The organism is Rhizobium sp. 01T417, from assembly GCF_056398905.1.
The window spans coordinates 1-2,387 of sequence record NZ_JBFTQH010000097.1; the positions used below are offsets into that span (position 1 = coordinate 1).

Consider the following 2,387-nt stretch of genomic DNA (forward strand, 5'->3'; position numbering starts at 1 on the left):
GCCTTTTCTCTCTCAATGCCTCCCGCACCGCCGCCCTCGCGGTGAGTGCCGCCGCGCTGCTACTGGCCGCCTGCGCCGGCGGGCCGCCGCCCCGGCAGGGTTCGTCCGTGCCCCGGGCACCCGGCAAACCGATGATCGACCCGAGCGCCGGACTTGAGGAAATCTCGATCCAGGCGATGTCGCTGGTCGGCACCCCCTACCGCTACGGCGGCAACACCCCCGATTCCGGTTTCGATTGCAGCGGCCTGGTTCGCTACGTGGTGCAGCGCGCCGCCAACGTGAACCTGCCCCGCACGACCGAGCAGATGGGCCAGCGCGGTTCGTCGCTGGACCGCAGCCAGGTGGCCTCCGGCGACCTCGTGTTCTTCAACACCACGGGACGCGCCAATTCCCACGTAGGCATCTATGTCGGCCAGAACCGCTTCGTCCATGCGCCCGCCACCGGTGGCACGGTGCGGCTCGAGGACATGGGCAAGTCTTATTGGGCCTCCCGCTACAACGGCGCCCGCCGCGTGGTGGCAGCTAGTAATTTGCCGATGACGCCGGCGCCCGCCCCAGAAGCCCCCCCGCCCGCCCCTGCGCCCACCCAGGAAGACGACGACCCCATCGCCGCCTTCGCCCGGCAATAGTCGTCTAGTAAAAGGCGTAAAAAAAAGCCAGGCGCGATGAACTGACCCCCAGAAGTTGGACGGTTGATGGCTAGGCCGGAAAGGGCTGAGTCCTGTATTTCACGGGACTCAGCCCTTTTAGTTTGAGCTTGATGCGGTCATGATTGTAGTAGTGAATGTATTGGCGCAGTCCATCCTGCAGTTGCTCGATGCTGGTGAACTTGTTCAGGTAGAAGAATTCGGACTTTAGGATGCCGAAGAAGCTCTCCATGGCAGCGTTGTCGAGGCAGTTACCTTTGCGCGACATACTGGGACGGACACTGCGCTGCTTGAGCATCGATCGATAGGACGCCATTTGGTATTGCCAGCCCTGATCCGAATGCAGGATCGGTCGGTCCTTGGGGCCGAGTCGAGCAAACGCCTTCTTGAGCATTTTGCTTRCCATCTCGAACAACGGACGCCTGGCCATCTCGTATGCGACGATCTCGCCGTTATGCAGGTCCAGCACCGGCGAGAGGTATAGCTTCTCGCCGGCGACGCTAAATTCGGTCACATCGGTTACCCATTTCTGATTCGGACGCCCGGCGTGGAACTGCCGTTGCAACACGTTGGGCGCAACTCGGCCCACCGCACCTTTGTAAGAACGGTATTTCTTTGGCCGGACGAGAGACTTCAGGCCCATGGCTTTCATCAGGCGCTGAACCGTCTTGTGGTTGACGATCAATTCCGCTTTCCGAAGCGCCGCCGTAATGCGGCGGTAGCCGTAGCGACCTTTGTGCTGCGCAAACAGCTCACGGATTCTTGCCTTCAGTTCCGCATACCTGTCCTGCGCCTGAAGTACTGTTTGCTGATAGTAGAAGGTGCTTCGTGCCAGGCCTGCGACCTTCAACAGCCCCGCCAATGGATACTGCCGCCTTAGCTCAAGCACTATTTGCGCTTTTTGGGTTGCGCAGATTTCTTGTTCGCTTGAACTAAGGCGTCGAGTTTTTTTAGGTAGGCGTTCTCCATGCGCAGGTAGTTCAGCTCGTCAATGAGCTCCTCGCGCGTGCGCGTGCGATCACCAGATGGCTTCGGTGGCTTTGCTTTGGGAGTGGGTGGCGACATCTTCCTGGGACGCCCTTTTGGGCGCGATGACAAGGCCTCTATACCCCCTGCATCATACTGGCGTTCCCAAATGCCAATCGCACCGAAGTTGCGAATATCGAACCATGCTGCGACTTCGCGATGCGACAACCGCTGGCTTCGCATCCGCTTCAGCACGGCAAGCTTGAACTCGGCGCTGTAGTGCGTGTACTTCCGTTTGATGCTCGCCGCGCCATGCAGGCGGTATCCCGCCACCCAGCGCCGTACTGTTCCGCTGTCTATTTCATGGCGTTTGGCGATCTCACCATAGCCTGCCTGACCGTCCAGGTAGCTCTGGATAACTGTCAGCCTGAACTGCTCCGAGTACCGATACATGAAAACACCCCAAAAGTTGGTGTCCAACTTTTGGGGTGCAGTTCAATGCTCTGGCTTTTTTTGGTTCATCGCCGATCACGAATCCGGTTTGCAAATCCGTACATCGACGCAGAAGATACGGATTATCATTGGCTTGAATGCATACAAACGATGTAGTTGTATGGATTGCAGTAGGCTCAGCCATCGAACTGGTTTGTCCGTCAGGCGCTGAGCCAGGCGGACTCACGTTCGGAGGCTGGAACGGTTTGAGCGGACTGAGCCGACGTCTCAAATGACCTGAAACGTGTCGCGCACCGGCCTTCGCGCGAGAAGCCCTGACAG

Annotated in this window: 2 protein-coding genes; one reads left to right on the top strand and one right to left on the bottom strand. The window is 59.0% G+C overall.

The genetic code is table 11. The features are described from left to right. The coding region (locus AC1DPR_RS31570) for a C40 family peptidase (RefSeq protein ID WP_477817976.1) at positions 1-629 on the top strand (629 nt) is incomplete at its 5' end. 70 nt (positions 630-699) lie between these two features. On the opposite strand, the gene AC1DPR_RS31575 is transcribed toward AC1DPR_RS31570, so the two are convergent. Next, a protein-coding gene (locus AC1DPR_RS31575; protein WP_477106263.1) for an IS3 family transposase occupies positions 700-2,066 on the bottom strand; the annotation gives its coding sequence in 2 pieces (ribosomal slippage) (positions 700-1,586 and positions 1,586-2,066; 1,368 coding nt in all). Positions 2,067-2,387: the final 321 nt, after the last annotated feature.